Genomic DNA, 17,179 nt, shown 5'->3' with positions numbered 1-17,179 from the left:
GAAGTTGATCCCAAATTTAAACGCTGTTAGGGTAAAAAGGCGAGTTGGTAAATTCATCAGGTTTATTCGTCGCCCCATTTATTGATTAATTTACGCCAGAGCAGGCGTCAACAGGTTCGGTTGTACGGACTGTCAGCAGACAGTGCAGGCAAACCTGCTACGCTTGAAAAGAGGAGCCCGGCAATTGGCCGCTCCCGACGCACGACGCAAACGGTATTGCCGTTTGGCGGAGAACCGTGCGCTCACGGCGAAGCTTTAGAGGAAAAATATGCTTAAAAGGAAAAAAGTAAAGCCAATCACTCTGCGGGATGTGACCATCATTGACGATGGCAAGCTGAAAAAAGCGATCACCGCAGCGTCGCTGGGTAATGCGATGGAGTGGTTCGATTTCGGCGTGTACGGCTTCGTGGCCTACGCCTTAGGTAAAGTCTTCTTCCCCGATGCCGATCCCAGCGTGCAGATGATTGCCGCGCTAGGGACATTCTCCGTTCCGTTCCTGATTCGTCCGCTAGGCGGCCTGTTCTTCGGCATGCTCGGCGATAAGTACGGTCGACAAAAAATTCTGGCGATAACCATCGTTATCATGTCGATAAGTACCTTCTGTATTGGTCTTATTCCGTCGTACGCGTCGATTGGTATCTGGGCACCGATTCTGCTGCTGCTGTGTAAGATGGCGCAGGGCTTCTCGGTGGGCGGAGAGTACACCGGCGCCTCGATCTTCGTCGCCGAATACTCGCCTGACCGTAAACGCGGCTTTATGGGCAGCTGGCTGGACTTCGGCTCCATCGCCGGGTTTGTCCTCGGCGCGGGCGTGGTGGTGCTGATTTCCAGCGTGGTCGGCGAGGAAAACTTCCTCAGCTGGGGCTGGCGTTTACCGTTCTTCCTCGCGCTGCCGTTAGGGCTTATCGGTCTTTATCTGCGTCACGCTCTGGAAGAGACCCCGGCGTTCCAGCAGCACGTTGACACCCTGGAGCAGGGCGATCGCGAAGGGCTGCAGGAAGGGCCGAAGGTCTCGTTCAGAGAGATTGCCACCAAGCACTGGCGTAGCCTGCTGACCTGTATCGGTCTGGTGATTTCCACCAACGTGACCTACTACATGCTGCTGACCTATATGCCGAGCTACCTGTCGCATAACCTGCACTACTCGGAAGATCACGGGGTGCTGATTATTATCGCGATTATGGTCGGGATGCTGTTTGTGCAGCCGGTTATCGGGATGCTCAGCGACCGCTTCGGCCGTCGTCCGTTTATCCTGATCGGCAGCGTGGCGCTGTTCTCGCTGTCGATTCCGGCCTTTATCATGATTAACAGCGACGTTATCGGCCTGATTTTCGGCGGTTTGCTGCTGCTGGCGGTGGTGCTTAACTGCTTTATCGGGGTGATGGCTTCTTCGCTGCCGGCGATGTTCCCGACCCATATCCGCTTCAGCGCGCTGGCCAGCGCCTTTAACATCTCGGTGCTGGTTGCCGGTCTGACGCCAACCCTGGCGGCCTGGCTGGTGGAAACCACGCAGAACCTGATGATGCCGGCCTACTATCTGATGGTGATTGCGGTGATTGGCCTGATGACTGGCCTGACGATGAAGGAGACGGCGAACCGTCCGCTGAAAGGGGCGACGCCTGCGGCTTCGGATATCCAGGAAGCGAAAGAGATCCTCGGCGAGCACTACGATAACATCGAAAACAAAATCGAATATATCGATCAGGAAATTGCCGATTTGCAGGAAAAACGTTCCCGTCTGGTGGATCAGCACCCGCGAATTAACGACTGATTAATTTGCCAGCAATGTGAAAAATGCCGCCGTGGGCCTCCCCCGGCGGCATTTTTTATGGTCGTTTAGGTCTCATTCGGCGGCAGGTTTTGCCGACGCTGCTGGCTGAGCCGGCGGTACTGCTGCGGCGGCATGCCGACGTACTTGCTAAAGGTGCTGTAGAAGCGGCTGCTGGAACGAAAGCCGGCGGTCAGGGCGATATCAAGGATAGTTTTATCGGTATCGCTGAGCAGGGCGCGGACGTGGTTAATGCGCATGGCGGTGATGTACTGCTTCATGGTCTGCTGCATCACCCGTTGAAAAATGCCCATCGCGTAGTTGGGGTTGAGCTTAACGTGTTCGGCAACCGCATCGACGGTCAGCGCCCGATCGTAGTGCGCGGCGATAAATTCGAGCATCTGGCTGACGTAAAACTGCGCGTGCCGCGAGACGCTGTGCTTGTGCGTGCGCGAGGTTTTGTTGACCAGAATCGGCTGCCAGCCTGAGAGGCTAAAGCGCTTGAGCATCAGGGCGATCTCTTCAATTGCCAGCTGGCGGATCTGCTCGTTGTCGCTGGCGAGCTCCTGCTGCCAGCGCTGGACTTCAAAGACGCTGAGCTGCTGCGCCGCGAGGGATTTAATAACCATGCCGTGGGTCACGTTGTTGATAAGCTCCCGGTCCAGCGGCCAGGACAAAAACAGATGCATCGGCAGGTTAAAGATGGCCATCTGCCGGCAGCTGCCGGGACGGGTGAGCTGATGCGGCGTACAGGCCCAAAACAGGCTGATATAGCCCTGCCTGATGCTCACCACCTCGTTGTTAATCAGATACTCCACGTCGCCGTCGAAGGGGACGTTAACCTCTACCTGACCGTGCCAGTGGCTGGTAGTCATGGCGTGCGGGGTGCGCAGCTCGATATCCATGCGCTGATACTCCGAATAGAGCGCCAGCGGGCTGCGGGTATTTTTCTCGTCGCTGCTGCTCATATACGAGTCGGAAGGCTGCGGCGTAAGCTTTTTTTCCATAGGGCTTCGGATTCCTGAATCGTCATAGCTGCTGTTTTTTTGCACCGGTATGCGCCTATCTTAGCGGATTCAATCGCCCGTTTTCTCTGCTTTTCCGCCATTTTGTTCCCGAAAGCTCAGATTTTGTGGCGGATAGCGGTCGATCTGAGTTTCCGGGAATGCTCTGCCGGGAAGAGGGCAGCGCGCGGCGCGTCCGGCGTGCCACGCTGCGGGTGTCTAATGACTTTACGGAGAGAGCACTATGTCTGCCCCAAAAATTACCTTTATCGGCGCCGGCTCAACGGTTTTCGTTAAAAATATTCTCGGCGACGTTTTTCAACGCCCGGCGCTGAGATCGGCCCATATCGCGCTGATGGATATCGACGCCAACCGGTTGGAAGAGTCGCATATCGTGGTGCAAAAGCTAATGGACTCGGTTGGCGCTCACGGCGAAATTAGCTGCCATCGCGACCAGAAAGCCGCGCTGATGGACGCGGATTTTGTGGTGGTCGCTTTCCAGATTGGCGGCTACCAGCCGTGTACGGTAACCGATTTTGAGGTCTGCAAGCTGCACGGGCTGGAGCAGACCATCGCCGATACGCTCGGGCCGGGCGGGATCATGCGGGCGCTGCGGACGATTCCGCACCTGTGGCGCATCTGTGACGATATGACCGAGGTCTGCCCGAACGCGACGATGCTGAACTACGTCAACCCGATGGCGATGAACAGCTGGGCGATGTACGCGCGCTATCCGCATATCAAGCAGGTCGGCCTGTGCCATTCCGTGCAGGGAACGGCGGAAGAGCTGGCGCATGACCTCGACCTCGACCCGGCGGATCTGCGCTACCGCTGCGCCGGGATTAACCACATGGCGTTCTACCTGTCGCTGGAGAAAAAGACGGGGGACGGCAGCTACGTCAGCATCTATCCGGATATGCTGCAGGCCTTTGCCGAAGGGCGCGCGCCGAAGCACCGCGAGAACTCGCGCTGCCAGAATATCGTTCGCTATGAGATGTTCAAAAAGCTGGGCTACTTCGTGACGGAATCGTCGGAGCACTTCGCGGAATATACCCCGTGGTTTATCAAGCCGGGGCGTGAAGACCTGATTGCCCGCTACCAGGTGCCGCTGGACGAATATCCGAAGCGCTGCGTGGAGCAGGTGGCGAACTGGCATAAAGAGCTGGAGACGTATAAGACCAGCGATCGCATTGAAATTAAGCCCTCGCGGGAATACGCCAGCACGATTATGAACGCTATCTGGACCGGCGAGCCGAGCGTGGTATACGGCAACGTGCGCAATGACGGGCTGATCGACAACCTGCCCCAGGGGTGCTGCGTGGAGGTCGCCTGCCTGGTGGACGCCAACGGTATTCAGCCCACCAAAGTTGGCAAGCTGCCCGCGCACCTGGCGGCGATGATGCAAACCAACATCAACGTTCAGACCCTGCTGACCGAGGCGATCCTCAGCGAAAACCGCGATTACGTCTATTACGCGACGATGATGGATCCGCACACCGCGGCGGTGCTGGGGATCGAGGAGATCTATGCGCTGGTGGACGATTTGATTGCCAGCCACGGCGAGTGGCTGCCGGAGTGGGTCCGGCGTTAACTCAAACCTCAAACCAAACCCGGCCAGGCGCTGCGCCTGGCGGGCAGGCGGGTTAGCTGTGGGTCAGAAAGCGCGCCAGCTGCTGGTGCAGCAGCCGGTTTTCGCGGGTCAGGCGCGCGTTCTCGTCCAGCAGCGTCAGCGCCACGGCGATGCCGGGCCAGTCCAGCTCCAGCTCGCGGCGCAGGCGCACCGCGCGGTGCATTATCGTTACCGCGCTGTCATCGAACAGCCAGACCTCGGTTTGCGGCTGGCGCGGTTCAATCATCCCCAGACCGACAATTTCGCTAAGCTCGTCCTCAGAAATACCGGTATGCAGACAAAACTCGGTGATTGAGAACGTCACTGTCATCTTAGCCATTATGCTTTCCCCCATGTTTTACGCGGCTCAAAGCTCGCCTCTGCTTCCGCGAGCTGCTGCCAGAGCGCGCTGGCTTTTTCATTTGGTTTCGGCGGCATAACGATTTTTATCACCGCAAACAGGTCGCCGGTGGCGGTTTTGCTCGCCAGCCCCTTGCCTTTGATCCGCAGGCGTTGCCCCGGCTGGCTGCCCGGGGGGATTGTCAGCAGGATGCTCTCTTTGAGGGTGGGGACCGTCACCTTTGTGCCGAGCGCGGCTTCCCACGGGGCCAGCGGCAGGACGATTTCCAGGTTATGGCCCACGATATCGAACAGCGGATGCGGGGCCAGATGGATAACCAGCCACAGGTCGCCGTTCGGGCCGCCGTTCTCGCCCGGCGTACCCTGGCCCTTCAGGCGGATGCGCTGGCCGTCGCTGACGCCGGCGGGGATTTTTACGTTCAGCGTTTTAGGCGTCTCGCTCTCGACCATGCCGAAAATGTTATACACCGGCAGCCTGTAGCTGATGCTTCGGGTCTGCTCGGCGAGCGTCTCTTCGAGGAACATTGCGACTTCGATTTCTAAATCGTGGCCGCGTGCGGCCTGCTGGCGCCGGGCGTGGTGCGCCTGCTGGCCAAACATCGATGAGAAGATGTCGTCGAAGTCCTGCTGGCTATAGTTCTGCTCGTGGGAGGCCTGCTGTTGGCCAAAGTGCGGGTCGTTGCGGTGCTGCCAGAGCTCGTCGTACTCGGCACGGCGCTGCTCATCTTTCAGCACCTCCCAGGCTTCGGCAAGATCTTTAAACTGGGCTTCAGCATCGCTCTCTTTGCTGACGTCGGGGTGATATTTACGAGCCAGGCGACGGTAGGCGGTCTTAATGGTTTTGAGATCGTCCGTTGGCTTAACCCCTAAAATGGCATAATAATCCTTTAATTCCATATCGTTATCTCATCTTTACAGAATGGGGTGGTAACAACTTTCCCATTAAGCTTAGGGCAAATGAGCAGGCGCGTGAGAGGAATGTGCCTGAAACTTGACGCCGTCGGGATCGACGGCGAAAGGGGGACGGCGGGTGGCCTAACGTCGGCGCAGCCCGGCGGCGATGACCAGCGCGGCGCCCGCGGCCCCGGCGATGGTCGGGAGCGCGTCCGGCGCCGCGGGGAACAGGCGAATAATGGTCGGATCGGTGACCAGCATGGCGCCGGCAATCCAGCCGATGAGCGCGCCGCCCAGCAGGACAACGGACGGAAAACGATTCAGTATCGCCAGCACCAGCTTACTGCCCGCGACGATGATCGGAATGCTAATCAGCACCCCCAGCGCCACCAGCAGCAGGTGGCCTTTGCCGGCAGCGGCCACGGCCAGGACGTTATCGAGGGACATAATGACGTCCGCCACCGTGATGGTGACGGCGGTGCGCCACAGGCTGCCGGAACTGCTGACCTCTTCGTTCTCCTCCTGATTGGCGACCAGCTTGATGCCAATCCACAGCAGCAGCACCGCGCCGACGATTTTTAGCCACGGTAAGGAGAGCAGATAGATGGCCACGGCCAGCAGCAGCACGCGGGCCACGATGGCGCCAAAGGTGCCGATAACGATCGCTTTGGTGCGCAGGTGCGGCGGCAGCTTGCGGCAGGCCATGGCAATTACCACCGCGTTATCGCCGCCAAGCAGCAGGTCGATAGCGATGATTTGCAGCAAAATGACGGTAAAATCCCACTGAATAACTAGCTCGTTCATGCCTGACTCATCTAACCGGGAATACGCCCTTCCCAAGGGTAAAAGGAGGGAAAAGGGTACCCTCGTTCGTCCGCGTTGACCACCGTTAGGGCGAATATGAACGGCGGCGCGGCGGCCCTTGATTGAAAAATAAAGTTACGAATCAATGCATCGCCCGATGATTATTCGCCGGTAAAGGATGCTACTTTGTCTCAACAGACTCACCTGCCGTTTACCTATCGCAAGGATCATTCTCATGTCCGGCTCTAAAAAAATAGTGACCATCGCCTTGATTGGCGCCACGCTGCTTCCGGCCCTGGCTATGGCGGCTGACGCCCCCGCAGCCACCTTTACGCCGGAGCAGGAAGCCCGCATCGGCAAGATTGCGGCGGATTATTTAGTCGCCCATCCGGAGGTTCTGCTGCAGGCAAGCCAGAAGCTGCAGCAGATTCAGCAGGAGCAGCAGGCCAGCGCCGCGACCCAGGCGGTGATAAAGAATCAGGCCGCACTGACCCAGGATAAAAATACGCCGACCTACGGACCGGCGGATGGCAAGGTCACGGTGATCGAATTCTTTGATTATCAGTGCATTTACTGTAGCCGTCTGGCGCCGGTGATGGAGCAGGTGATTAAGGAAAATCCGCAGACCCGTTTTGCCTTTAAAGAGTGGCCTATTTTCGGCAGCCGCTGGGAAACGTCGCTGACCGCGGCGAAAACCGGGATGCAGATTTATCAGCAGCTGGGGGCGAAAGCCTACCTGACCTACCACAACGGGATTTATGCCACCGGGCATAACGAGGGCAAGCTGACGGCGGCGGATATTCAGCAGCAGGTGAAGAAGGTCAACTTCGACGCGAAGAAGGCCGCGGACGTTGAGCCAGCGCTTGAGGCGACTAACCAGCTGGCGCAGGCCATCGGTTTAAGCGGCACGCCGGGCGTTATCGTGATGCCGACGACCGGCGCCACGGAGGCGAATATTACCGTCTTCCCGGGCCTGGCGGATAAAGACTCGCTGGATGCGGCGATTAAGAAAGCCGGCGGTAGCTGATTGCCGGGCGCGGATGAGGTTAATAAACCCCGGATGACCGGGGTTTATCAGCGCTGAGACTCGCCGGCGGGATAGCGGACGCGGCTCGTTTTTCCCGACCCGTACGGGCCGGGAGCCTGTCAGAATGTGACGTTCAGCTTGCCCCAGAAGGTTCTTCCTGGTTCGTTTACCGACGTATTTGCGGAATAGCCAAAGCTGCTGTTCCCGGCCAGATTTAAATGCTCGCTGTAGGCCTTGTCGAACAGGTTATCCACGCCTGCGCTCAGCTTAACCGACTTGTTGACCCGATAAGCCGCGTTCGCCGAAAAGACCGCAAAACCGGCGCTGTTGTCAAAATCCTTGCCGACGACGTTGCCTTCGTTGATGGCGACGCGATGCTGGCTGCTAACCATGCGCAGCAGCCCGGTGCTGCTCCAGTCGCCGCGTTCCCAGGTGAGTCCCAGTCGCGCCTCCAGCGGCGGGATTTGCGGTAGCGGCTGATGGTCAGCGGTATTTTGGCCCCATGAATAGGCCAGACTGGCGTCGGCTTTCCAGGCGTCGCTGAGCTGGTAGCTGGCGCCGGCTTCGCCGCCCATAATGGTGGCATTCACGTTATCGACCTGGCTGATATAGGCGTTGCTGGGGTCGTAGCGGAAGAGAATAAAATCGTTCACCCGTCCAACATAGGCCGACACCCAGCCGTTAAGCCGCTCCCCTTTGTACTGCGCCCCGATATCGATCTGCGTCGTTTTTTCCGTTTTGACTTTATCAAAGGCGTCGGTGGAGCCATCCGGGCCGTAGGTCGGCGAGAACAGCTCCCAGTAATCAGGGAAGCGCTCGGTATAGCCGATACCGGCATAAAACATGACCGGCGTCCCGACCAGGTTGTGTTCGACGCGGACAAAACCGGCGGGCAGCGTATCGGTTCGCTCAGCGGATCCCGCGTCGCTGAAATTATCGACCAGCACCCGATCCAGCCGCGCGCCGCTGACCACTTTACTCTGCTCCGTAGCATGCCACGTCAGCTCGCTGAACAGACCGTAATCATGGAAGCGGGCATCTTTCGCCCAGCCATCGTCGCCTTTGCTGCGGTGGGTATTGAGCTGCGTATCGGCGCCGCTGCGTAGCTCAAAGTCAGACCACAGCCAGGTTCCCATCATCCGGCCGCCTACGGTTCTGCGGTCCAGCTCCATCGCCATCGGCATACTCATATTCATCGAGGAGCCGGAATCCATCCCGCCCCCCATGTCGCCCATTCCGGCGGACATATCCATCCCCGACATGCCGCCCCCAGGCGAGCGCAGGGAGTAGTTGTCCATGACATGATCGGCGTAGTTGTAATAGATATTGGCTTCGAATTTATCGAAGACCTCGCCAATATTGGACTTTTCGACGCGCATGCCGAGGCTTTCGCGTTTGAAGCGGGAGCCATCCATGCTGCGCCCGGCGTAGCGGGCTTCGCCATCCCCTTTTCCTGCCGAGAGCTCGACTAAGGTATCTTTGTCCGGCGTCCAGCCGAGCGCCATATCGCCGTTCCACTTATCCCATTTTGCCGGTACGCGATCGCCATTCCCGTCCTTGTAGTCATCGGCGCGCGATTTATTCCCCGTCAGGCGCAGGTAGCCCAGCTCGCTCCCCAGGCTGAGGTCCGCATTCTCATCCCAGCGGTTATTTGAACCGGCCAGCAGGCTGGCAGTGCCCTGAATGCCGGGCTTGTCGAAACGCGGCGGCTCGCGGTCAAAGCGCAGGGTACCGGCTGAATTTCCCGGACCCCACAGTACGGTTTCCGGCCCTTTAATCAGCGTCAGGAGATCATAGCTTTCCGGGGAAATATAGGAGCTGGGCGCGTCCATGCGCGCCGGGCAGGCGCCCAGCATTTCGCCATTATTGGTCAGGATGCGCAGGCGCGATCCGAACATGCCGCGGAAAACGGGATCGCCGTTGGTCCCGCCGTTACGAATCTGCGAAAAGCCGGGGATCGTTTTCAGGTAATCGGAGCCATCGCTGGCGGGGACCGGCTGACGCGGCGTTTTGGGCGAGGTGACGATCTCCAGCGGAGAGGAAACCGGCGCCGTGACGATCATGACGGCGTCATCTTGCATCGTATCCTGATGGTGCTGTTCATCCGCGGACGCCGCGTTTGCATGCAGCGTCATCAGGATCAGAGAGGCGAGTGGAGTGCGCCCGAGAGTAAGTTTTTTCATTACATGGCCTGCTGTTTTTCTGGCGTAGCAATACCCTGCCCATCGGACGATGGGCAAAAGCTGCGCAATATCGGTTATTAGTGATTAAACGAAGCGAGAAAAACCGCAGGGGGTGCGCGGGCGCGCTGGGGCGTCCAGGCGCGGAAAATAGGCGCGCAGGCGATCGGAATTAGCGGCGTACTGACCACAAAAAGCAGCAGCAGCCAGAGCAGCATCGCCAGCATCAGCTGGATAAACGGCAGATGGACCAGCAGCTGACAGTAGCCGCAGGCGATCTCCTCCATCGGCGACATCGCCTGACCGGACATCATCTGGTGATCCATGGCGGCAGTTTCTTCGCAGCGTGTCGGCATCGGCATGTCATGGTGCATACCCGGCATGGGCATGGAAGAGATGGCGGAGGAGTGCTGGCAGGCGGCCTGGCGGGCAATGGACTTCGAGATGACGGGGGCAACGAACAGCATCGCGATGGCAAGCAGCGCCAGCCATGCAGCGATGGGATAAGTTCGTGTGCGTTCGTGCAAAATGCAGCCAGATGTCAGAGTAATTTGACTGAGTGTATCTCATTCGCATTTTGAATGTTACAAAAATCCGGGGCGCTCATTGCGCGGCTGTTCTGCGCCGCCGGCTATCGCGACGTGCGGGCGATCAGAAAAAGAAATACCGGCACCCCGAGCATTGCCGTCAGGATGCCTACGGGGAGTTCGCGCGGCGTAAACAGCGTGCGGGCGAGGGTATCGGCCAGAACGCTAAAGATAGCCCCGCACAGCATGGATGCCGGCAGCAGCGAGCGATGGCGGTATCCAATGAACATGCGGGCGATATGGGGCACGGTCAGCCCAATAAAACCGATAGCTCCACAGCAGGCGACAACTACCGCCGTTAACAGGGTCAGCAGGCAGTACATCGCCAGCTTGATCGTACCGACCTCCACGCCGAGCGACGCCGCCGTCGCGCTGCCGAACGTCAGGACATCCAGCTCTATTGCCCGCCACCAGCAGATCAGAAATATCGGCAACAGCGCCGTAGTGCAAAGCGCGACCTGTAGCCAGGATGCCTGAGCGAAGCTCCCCAGCAGCCAGAACATCACGCCTCGCGTGGTATCGGCATCCGTTTTCCATAGCGTAATCAACGATGTGGCCGCAGAGAGCAGCTGCGTTACCGCGACGCCGGTCAGCACAAAGCGGCTGGACTGGCCGGATAGCGATTTACGCGCCATCAGCAGCACCAGAGAAAAAGCCAGCATGGCGCCGCAGAAAGCGCCGGCAGGCACCGCGGCCCAGCCCACGCTGAGGCCGAGCGCGATGACCAGCACCGCCCCGAGGCCCGCGCCGGATGAAATGCCCAGCACCCAGGGGTCGGCAAGGGGATTGCGGGTCAGCGACTGGAGAACCGTCCCGGCCAGCGCCAGCGCGGCGCCGGCGAGGGCCGCCAGCAGGGAGCGCGGAATGCGCAGGGACCAGACGATTCTTTGATGAAGCGTTCCCGCCGTATCGCTATGCCAGTAGCCTGCCAGCACGGCGTGCGCCACCTCCTGCATGGAGAAAGTTACCGGGCCATACATTACGGCAATGCTCAGGGCCAGCAGCAGCGCCGGAAGCAGCATGGCGAGGCGGAAAGCGGGGGAACGCAGCATGATTATTTCCAGCCGGCGACGATATAGTCATCGAGGAATTGCCACAGCGTACCCGTTTCCGTAAAACCGGCCTGGCGCAGGGCGGCAAGCTGGAATTCTACCGTAGTAGCCAGCGGCGTCGGGCGGTCGGCAAAAATGGCGGCGCGCGCATCGATTACCTCGGCCAGCTCGGGATAACGGCTGGCCGCGGTAAACCAGCTGTCCCAGTCCTGCACGCCGGCGCCCCATGCTTTTTCCTGGGTGCTTTCGTCATGAGTCCGGGCAAGCAGCGCCTGACGCGGGCTACGCTGGTCAAAGCGCTGGTGGTCGGCGTTGATGAACATCCCTCCTTCATCCAGCAGGTTAAAAACGTTGCGATACAGCGCCACCTGCTGCTCCGGCAGCAGCCAGTGGATGGCAGTGCTGGAAACTACGGCCTGGGGTTTACTGGCGATGACGCTGAAGCAATCTGCTGATGCCATATCGCCGCTGAAGAACTGAATGCGCTCCCGGTATTCCGCCAGCGCTTCTTTAGCCAGCGCCATCAGCAGCGGATCGAGGTCAATAGCCGTGACGGTTGCCGCCGGAAAACGTTGTAGAAGACGCAGGCTGAACGAGCCCGGGCCGCAGGCCAGATCCACCACGTGGAAGGCTTCTCCATAGCTCATCGCCAGCACATCCAGCGCGGCGTTATAGCGCGCTTCGCGGTGGGCGATGTAGGCGCTTTGTTGTTGATCCCAGTTCTTGAGTAATTCGCGGGCGGGAAAGGTCATTGTTGTTCCTTAGCGTGTATTTGCGTGACAAGCCGGTGCAGGGCCAGAACCGAACGCGCGGAGGCGTCCATGTCATAGCCGGGTAAGATGATGTAATGCTTTGCTTTCACCGCCTTCATGCCGGCGGTGAGCGGGTAATGTTCAAGAAAATCGATTTTGCTGCGGGCGCTGTCGCCGGCTCCGCCCCGGCGCAGGTCGCCAAGAATCAGGTAGTCGGGATCTCGTTCGGCGATAACCTCCCAGCTCATGGCGGGCCACAGCTCCTTGCTATCAGAAAAGATGTTTTTGCTGCCAATGGTTCGGGTTAACAGCTCCGCCGCGCCATGACCGCCCGCCACGTAAGGGGTCGCCGTCCCGGAGTACCACCACATCAGCGTTTTCGGCGGCAGCGTTATGCGCTTGTCGGCGGCAACCCGCCGCTTCAGCTCGGCGATCAGCGCCTCGGCGCGCGGCTCTACGGCATAAATACGCGCAATATTGCGCAGCTCGGCATAGATGCTGGCGAAGGTGGCGGACGCAGGGGAAGCGCTTTGCAGGCCATTGCACATCCCTTCAATCAGCCAGCTGGCGATGCCCCATTCGGCCATCCTTTCGCGACCGGCGGTTTCCGGGCTGTTAAACCAGTAGTAGCTGCCGGAATAGATAAAATCTGGCCGCGAGGCCAGCAGGGCTTCCGCCGACCAGGGAGCATCATCGAGACGGGCCGTTAGCGGTTTGTACCAGGGAGACGGCGCGGTATCTTCATCCGGCCGATAGCCGACGGCGCTGATAATGGCATCGCCCAGACGCAGTGCGAGCATGTTTTCCATCGCGGTCGGCATATAGACAACGGTCCGCTGTGGGACACGCGCAAACGTCCAGGCGTGCCCGCAGTTTTGCAAGGTCACGGGATGGGAAAAGCTGGCAGAGGCTGCCAGCAGGGCGAGGGCGGCAAGGCGTCTCATCAGAAGCGCATGTTGATATAGGCTTCATACGTGCGGCCTGGCGCAATCATCTCCTGCCCGGCATAGGTTCGCTGCCAGGTGTAGAAACGATCCGTCAGGTTACGCACGCGGGTGCCCACGATAACGTCCTTCAGCACGGCATAATCGGCATTCAGGTCGAGAGTTGTGTAATCACCCATTTTATTGGTGTTGGCGTCATCGTTATAGCTGCTGCCCACATAGTGGAGCTGCGCGCCGAGACCCAGCCTGTCGGTCGGCATATAGCGCCCGGCAAGATTTGCTGTCCATTCCGGAACGTAGCGCGGCCGGTTGCCGGAAAGGTCCTGCGTACCCTGTTTGAAATCGTCGAAGCGCGCGTGGGTATAGGCGGCATTACCTGTCAGCGTGACGCTATCCAGCGGCTTTAGCGCCCCGCTCAATTCGATGCCGCGAGAGGTCTGCTTGCCAACCGCGTTCCAGACCTCCGCCTGGGTTGCCGACTGCTGGTAAAGATTCTTTTTCTGCAGATCGTAAGCGGCGAGCTTTATTGCGCCGCGGGCGAACGTCCCCTTTACGCCCGCTTCGTACTGCCGAACGTCGGTAAGGGGCAGCGACGTCTGTTCGGGGCTGATAAAGAAGATATCGCTGCCGGGTTCTTTACCCGTTGCGTAGTTGGCATACAGCGTCCAGCTATCGTTAATGGCCCAGCTCGGCCCCAGGCCAAAGCTTATGAAGCTATAGTTCCGCGCACGGGTTTGATTGTCCTGCTGATAGTGCCAGTGCGTGTCCAGATTGGTGTAGCGCGCCTGGCTTAGCAGGGCGACGGCGTCGGTGATGTTCAGGTTGTCTTCCAGCAGCAGGGCGTACTGGTCTTGGGTGATGTGGCGGACGGGCGAGCGCATCCTGCCGCCGGCGCCGGTGCGGAAATCACCGGCGGCAGGGTGGGTCACAAGAACATCTTCCCCGCCTGGAAAACCGTTGGAATAGTACTGGAATTCACGCTTTGAAAAATCGACGCCGGCGGTCACGCGGTTGGCGAATGACGCAAGCGGGCGATCCCAGGTGACCATGGTCCGGTTGCCCGTCAGCTTGTCATCGTGCGCAAGATCGCCATAAGAATCGCGGGTCACGTAGCCTGCTTTCTGTGCCGGATAGTAGCGCTCAACGTTCTGCCATTCGCGGAAGCCTTTGTAATAGTAGAACTGGTTTTCAAAGGTCAAATCAGGCGTTGCATACCAGGACTGGGTGGACTGGAACGAAGTCGCCTGGCTGCGGATATGCGCATCCTGAAGATTGTTGTAGTTCAGGTGACGTAAATCGCGATCGACTTTGCCGTTGATAACCGGCGTGCCGAAATAGGGATTGCGCATGTCCGTTAAGCTGCGGTCGATATCAAAGGTTATCTGGGTGTTAGCGGTCGGCGTCAGCAGGAGCTGCGCGCTGACGCGCTCCGGACGGCTGCGCTCTTTCTCAACCTGGGTGCCGGTACTGGCGGCGCTGATGTCCACGCGGCCGGCGGCCATCCCCTCAACCAGCGTGCCGCCCGCGCCGATATGGGCGCGATGGCTGTTATAGCTTGACCAGCTATAGTCGGCCTCCACCGGCTGGCGACCGAAGGTGGCCTTACGCGAGGTGAGGTTGACGCTGCCGCCGGCAGAGCTCAGGCCGTTCAGAACCGAGCCGGTACCGTAGAGGATGTCGACGTTTTCGTAATGCACCGGATCGGCAATTTGAATCGTGCTGCCGGGTACCGCCACGCCGTTTAGCAGCCAGGAGACGCCGGAGAAGCCGCGCAGCGAAACGCTGTTTGAGAGCGTTGGCGAGCTGGTGCCGGACATCCCCGGCGCGCTCTCGACGACTTCGGTGAGGGTCCGTTTGCCCTGCGCCTGGATAGTTTTCGCGCTGAGGGTTTCCGTATGGCGCGGCGTCTGTTTATCGCTCAGGCCGAGGCGAGAGGCCGAACCGGATGAGAGAAGCGCCGAATCGGCCAGGGCGGCATCGTCGGACGCGCCGCCGGTGACCACCAGGGTTTCATCTGCGGCATAAGTCAGTGGTGAAAGGTTTACTGCGACTGCGAGAGCCAGCAAAGAGGGCTTAAGTTTCATCGTTCGCCATCAAATTATTAAATGTTATGTTATAACGTAACATTTAATGTGAGGAAAAAAAAGTAGGCCAATGCGATCGGGTGAGAAGGGGGCTTTCGAGGTGGTTTTATGAAAGGCGTGTGGCAGTTGCAGTAGCGAGGATGTTCCGCGCCGGACGCGCGGCTTCGTTTATTACGCTGGCGTGAAGTGGAGTGGCGTGGCGCTGGGCTCGGAATCCTTTATGAGCGCCTTTAGCGGGGCGTTATCTAAATTATTAGTCCAGAGTCACCGGGTAGTCACTTTTTTTTGCGATGAAGGGGATTAGACACTCGGTAAGAGTTGATAGATTTTTCATTCTATTTTATATCCGTTCGGTAGTGTCTGATGTTATCTGAATTTTGTCTGTAGTGTTCATAACGCTGATGCGAAAATGCCGCTAGCGATCTACTATTCATTTTCGACGGCCTATAAATGTATTCACAGGTAAAATATATGCCTGTATAAAGTGGAATAAGAGCCTATCCTATTAGGACTATTTCATTTGCCATTTTGGCCCTGGACACTGCCCAAAATCCCCACGTACTAGATGTACGCTCCGGTTTCTACGCGCTGTCGGTGTTCAAACTGGCTGCGTCAATAACTCCGGCCAGGATAGGCGCTAACATCTTTTTGTTGATTATATGGTAAAAAAGGTTAGATCATTTATTTTTTGAGAACATGAATAATCCACCACCAAAAATCAAGGTGGAAATGATTGATTGAATGACCGGTTTTATTAACCCCTTTTCTTCATTGAAATAAATATTAACTAGTAGTGTGAGAATAAAAAGAATCAGGCTTGTCAGACTAATTCTGAGTATTGTTATTCCACCAACATGTCCCGGCATAACCTGCTGCTCCTCCAACTGTACCAAGGATTCCTCCGCCCACCCAACCAGCAACGGTACCGAAGACAGGCAGCGTCATCGTGCCGGTTGCCATCCCGGCAACTGCACCGGCAATACCAACGCTCACTGCAGACTGTCCAGGCCCATTAAAGGTACATTCAGCACCAGCAATGGTATTTATTTCCTCAATAGCCAATTCTCTCATGCGCTATTTCCCTTGTTAATTATTTGTCTTTTCTACCTACCCAATAAACCTGTATATTGAGGTTTATTGGGTGTAGGGAACATATGAGTTACTATTACCTACAGCGTCGCCATACGACTCGCTGATTTTGTTCCTCAGATATGATGTATTAGTCATTCAGCATATTGATAATACAGGTCGGGAATATACTATTTATCCGTAAGTAGTATACGAACCACTGATATCTCCTTTAAATATGAATGCTTCTCATTTATCCCTTTGATTAAAAAACTGTCATATTTAACATGCATAGTCAATGGTTAATTTTTAATGAGTTTTATGTTTATAACTTAAATAAATCCAAGCTATAGTTTTGAGGTGGATGTATATGCTGTCATTGCGTTTTTAAAAAGAGTATTTGGTAATTAATGAAGGTCGTATAAAGAATAAAATTATGAAAATTAAAAACAATATGAAGGTATCAGACAAAGATTTCAAAACAAGAATTTCTGGAGGAATACCAAGTTCGGGGTGAAAGGAGTAAAACAATAAGTACGAAATCTCTTCGGTCGATCGTTCGCGCTATTTTTGTTCATTCATCCCATAAATATCTGTGCTGTGGTTTCTTACTTCATCATTGTTCATTTTGATTTCTATCTGTCAATGTTTTATACATGGCGCAAACGGGACTGGAATCGGAGAGGTGTTATGTTTAACGCGACCTGTATCGTTCCCGATGGCGGAGGGTTTGCTCTATATATCAAGGGGAAAGCGAACTCCAGTCATTGATTAATCTAGCTGGAATGAGGGCGATGATATACAGTCTTATCTACCCGGAAAAGAAGAGGGGAAAGGGCGGTGGATATATGGATCCCGGATTTAATATATAAATCAACAGAATGGGTATTCCACCGTTTTGATTCAAACTGTCGGAAAATGCAGTCTGATACATGGGATTTATCTGTTGACCGGCTCGGACTAACGCCGGAGGCGTTGAACGGCGCGCCTGTCGCGCCGGCCCCGAAGGGGTGAGCCGCTGGCGGCGAATAATCGAACGTAGTTCG

15 protein-coding genes, 1 tRNA gene and 1 pseudogene are annotated in these 17,179 nt (G+C 57.1%); 5 read left to right on the top strand and 12 right to left on the bottom strand.

What is annotated here, in order from left to right:
* Window positions 1-268 precede the first annotated feature (268 nt).
* Window positions 269-1,771, top strand: a complete 1,503-nt coding sequence (proP, locus tag EDF75_RS24035; RefSeq protein ID WP_133601122.1) for a glycine betaine/L-proline transporter ProP — start codon at window positions 269-271, stop codon at window positions 1,769-1,771.
* 65 nt (window positions 1,772-1,836) lie between these two features.
* Here proP and melR read toward each other — a convergent pair whose 3' ends face one another.
* Entirely contained in the window at window positions 1,837-2,775 is a 939-nt protein-coding gene (gene melR, locus EDF75_RS24030) for a transcriptional regulator MelR (RefSeq protein ID WP_133601121.1), read from the bottom strand.
* Between the two features lie 241 nt (window positions 2,776-3,016).
* Here melR and melA point away from each other — a divergent pair, with 241 nt between their 5' ends.
* Window positions 3,017-4,363, top strand: coding sequence for an alpha-glucosidase/alpha-galactosidase (melA, locus tag EDF75_RS24020; protein ID WP_133601120.1), 1,347 nt, complete (start codon window positions 3,017-3,019; stop codon window positions 4,361-4,363).
* 52 nt (window positions 4,364-4,415) lie between these two features.
* Here melA and cbpM read toward each other — a convergent pair whose 3' ends face one another.
* The 3 genes from cbpM to EDF75_RS24005 form a co-directional block, all read right to left on the bottom strand.
* Window positions 4,416-4,721 (bottom strand): chaperone modulator CbpM, encoded by a 306-nt coding sequence (cbpM, locus tag EDF75_RS24015; RefSeq protein ID WP_041143674.1) that lies wholly within the window; start codon window positions 4,719-4,721, stop codon window positions 4,416-4,418.
* Window positions 4,721-5,638: a curved DNA-binding protein gene (gene cbpA / locus EDF75_RS24010; RefSeq protein WP_133601119.1), complete on the bottom strand. Its 918-nt coding sequence runs from the start codon at window positions 5,636-5,638 to the stop codon at window positions 4,721-4,723. Before cbpA ends, cbpM begins: the two co-directional genes overlap by 1 nt.
* Window positions 5,639-5,776: 138 nt before the next feature.
* Complete coding sequence (locus EDF75_RS24005) at window positions 5,777-6,439, bottom strand: TerC family protein (protein ID WP_133601118.1); 663 nt, start codon at window positions 6,437-6,439, stop codon at window positions 5,777-5,779.
* Between the two features lie 235 nt (window positions 6,440-6,674).
* Here EDF75_RS24005 and EDF75_RS24000 point away from each other — a divergent pair, with 235 nt between their 5' ends.
* The gene (locus EDF75_RS24000; protein ID WP_133601117.1) at window positions 6,675-7,466 is read left to right on the top strand and encodes a DsbA family protein; all 792 of its coding nucleotides are present in this window, start codon (window positions 6,675-6,677) and stop codon (window positions 7,464-7,466) included.
* 119 nt (window positions 7,467-7,585) lie between these two features.
* Here the strand turns inward: EDF75_RS24000 and EDF75_RS23995 are convergent, their stop codons facing one another.
* From EDF75_RS23995 to EDF75_RS27165, 6 genes are all read right to left on the bottom strand, one after another.
* Window positions 7,586-9,601 carry a TonB-dependent copper receptor gene (locus tag EDF75_RS23995; protein WP_463671443.1) on the bottom strand — a complete coding sequence of 672 codons (2,016 nt, stop codon included), beginning with the start codon at window positions 9,599-9,601 and terminating at the stop codon, window positions 7,586-7,588.
* Window positions 9,602-9,726: 125 nt separating this feature from the next.
* A complete protein-coding gene (locus EDF75_RS23990; protein ID WP_243733552.1) occupies window positions 9,727-10,173 on the bottom strand; it encodes a DUF2946 domain-containing protein in 447 nt (148 codons plus the stop codon).
* Window positions 10,174-10,277: 104 nt separating this feature from the next.
* Window positions 10,278-11,285: a FecCD family ABC transporter permease gene (locus EDF75_RS23985; protein WP_166646236.1), complete on the bottom strand. Its 1,008-nt coding sequence runs from the start codon at window positions 11,283-11,285 to the stop codon at window positions 10,278-10,280.
* Between the two features lie 2 nt (window positions 11,286-11,287).
* Entirely contained in the window at window positions 11,288-12,037 is a 750-nt protein-coding gene (locus EDF75_RS23980; RefSeq protein WP_133601115.1) for a class I SAM-dependent methyltransferase, read from the bottom strand.
* Complete coding sequence (locus EDF75_RS23975; RefSeq protein ID WP_133601114.1) at window positions 12,034-12,981, bottom strand: ABC transporter substrate-binding protein; 948 nt, start codon at window positions 12,979-12,981, stop codon at window positions 12,034-12,036. Before EDF75_RS23975 ends, EDF75_RS23980 begins: the two co-directional genes overlap by 4 nt.
* Window positions 12,981-13,400 carry a TonB-dependent receptor domain-containing protein gene (locus EDF75_RS27165; RefSeq protein ID WP_159237474.1) on the bottom strand — a complete coding sequence of 140 codons (420 nt, stop codon included), beginning with the start codon at window positions 13,398-13,400 and terminating at the stop codon, window positions 12,981-12,983. The genes EDF75_RS23975 and EDF75_RS27165 overlap by 1 nt, the downstream gene beginning before the upstream one ends.
* A gap of 249 nt (window positions 13,401-13,649) precedes the next feature.
* On the opposite strand from EDF75_RS27165, the gene EDF75_RS27160 reads away from it, so the two are divergent.
* Together EDF75_RS27160 and EDF75_RS27155 are read left to right on the top strand one after the other, a co-directional pair.
* Window positions 13,650-13,739, top strand: a tRNA-His gene (locus tag EDF75_RS27160).
* Window positions 13,740-14,328: 589 nt separating this feature from the next.
* A complete protein-coding gene (locus EDF75_RS27155; RefSeq protein WP_166646235.1) occupies window positions 14,329-14,535 on the top strand; it encodes a hypothetical protein in 207 nt (68 codons plus the stop codon).
* Between the two features lie 131 nt (window positions 14,536-14,666).
* Here the strand turns inward: EDF75_RS27155 and EDF75_RS27690 are convergent.
* Together EDF75_RS27690 and EDF75_RS23965 are read right to left on the bottom strand one after the other, a co-directional pair.
* Window positions 14,667-15,065: pseudogene (locus tag EDF75_RS27690) on the bottom strand (TonB-dependent receptor plug domain-containing protein); the annotation flags it as partial.
* An 825-nt stretch (window positions 15,066-15,890) separates the two neighbouring features.
* Window positions 15,891-16,136: a bacteriocin gene (locus EDF75_RS23965; protein ID WP_133601112.1), complete on the bottom strand. Its 246-nt coding sequence runs from the start codon at window positions 16,134-16,136 to the stop codon at window positions 15,891-15,893.
* Window positions 16,137-17,179: the final 1,043 nt, after the last annotated feature.

Origin of the sequence: Klebsiella sp. BIGb0149, from assembly GCF_004362605.1 — a bacterium.
GTDB classification, from domain to species: domain Bacteria; phylum Pseudomonadota; class Gammaproteobacteria; order Enterobacterales; family Enterobacteriaceae; genus Klebsiella; species Klebsiella terrigena.
This window is presented reverse-complemented; position numbering and strand designations above follow the sequence as displayed.

Bases quoted from the DNA above. Each gene is read 5' to 3' on its own strand.
- melR (WP_133601121.1), bottom strand. From the start codon at position 2,775: ATGGAAAAAAAGCTTACGCCGCAGCCTTCCGACTCGTATATGAGCAGC.
- EDF75_RS23965 (WP_133601112.1), bottom strand. From the start codon at position 16,136: ATGAGAGAATTGGCTATTGAGGAAATAAATACCATTGCTGGTGCTGAA.
- EDF75_RS23985 (WP_166646236.1), bottom strand. From the start codon at position 11,285: ATGCTGCGTTCCCCCGCTTTCCGCCTCGCCATGCTGCTTCCGGCGCTG.
- EDF75_RS23995 (WP_463671443.1), bottom strand. From the start codon at position 9,601: ATGACGCTGCATGCAAACGCGGCGTCCGCGGATGAACAGCACCATCAG.
- EDF75_RS23975 (WP_133601114.1), bottom strand. From the start codon at position 12,981: ATGAGACGCCTTGCCGCCCTCGCCCTGCTGGCAGCCTCTGCCAGCTTT.
- EDF75_RS24000 (WP_133601117.1), top strand. From the start codon at position 6,675: ATGTCCGGCTCTAAAAAAATAGTGACCATCGCCTTGATTGGCGCCACG.
- melA (WP_133601120.1), top strand. From the start codon at position 3,017: ATGTCTGCCCCAAAAATTACCTTTATCGGCGCCGGCTCAACGGTTTTC.
- EDF75_RS23980 (WP_133601115.1), bottom strand. From the start codon at position 12,037: ATGACCTTTCCCGCCCGCGAATTACTCAAGAACTGGGATCAACAACAA.
- EDF75_RS24005 (WP_133601118.1), bottom strand. From the start codon at position 6,439: ATGAACGAGCTAGTTATTCAGTGGGATTTTACCGTCATTTTGCTGCAA.
- EDF75_RS27155 (WP_166646235.1), top strand. From the start codon at position 14,329: ATGTCCGTTAAGCTGCGGTCGATATCAAAGGTTATCTGGGTGTTAGCG.
- cbpA (WP_133601119.1), bottom strand. From the start codon at position 5,638: ATGGAATTAAAGGATTATTATGCCATTTTAGGGGTTAAGCCAACGGAC.
- cbpM (WP_041143674.1), bottom strand. From the start codon at position 4,721: ATGGCTAAGATGACAGTGACGTTCTCAATCACCGAGTTTTGTCTGCAT.
- proP (WP_133601122.1), top strand. From the start codon at position 269: ATGCTTAAAAGGAAAAAAGTAAAGCCAATCACTCTGCGGGATGTGACC.